The sequence below is a fragment of the Parafrigoribacterium mesophilum genome, assembly GCF_039652555.1.
Classification (GTDB): domain Bacteria; phylum Actinomycetota; class Actinomycetes; order Actinomycetales; family Microbacteriaceae; genus Parafrigoribacterium; species Parafrigoribacterium mesophilum.
On record NZ_JBDJAF010000094.1, the window covers coordinates 1 to 252 of the forward strand.

The 252-nt window shown below is 66.3% G+C and carries 1 protein-coding gene; it reads left to right on the forward strand.

What is annotated here, in order from left to right:
- A partial coding sequence (locus tag ABFX56_RS16220) for a hypothetical protein (protein ID WP_346234384.1) occupies positions 1–196 on the forward strand: 196 nt, incomplete at its 5' end.
- Positions 197–252 lie beyond the last annotated feature (56 nt).

Here is a 252-nt window from a genome sequence, read left to right on the forward strand (position 1 = left end):
GTGCGGGGCCGCCTGGTCATGGATCGAGCCTACGTTGCCTCTGCCGGAGGCCACCGTCGCCGACCTCCGCGGCCCGACCGACGCGCTGGCCCGCGGCGTCATCGAGCACGTGTTCTACCCGGTGTTCCCATCGGCTTCACGTTGCTGCTCGGCCGGCTTGGTGAACACCGTCCACCAACCGGATGCGCTGTTGTAGCGTTGACGAATGGAATACACGCGCCTGGGCTTGAGCGGACTGCAAGTGTCATCGGT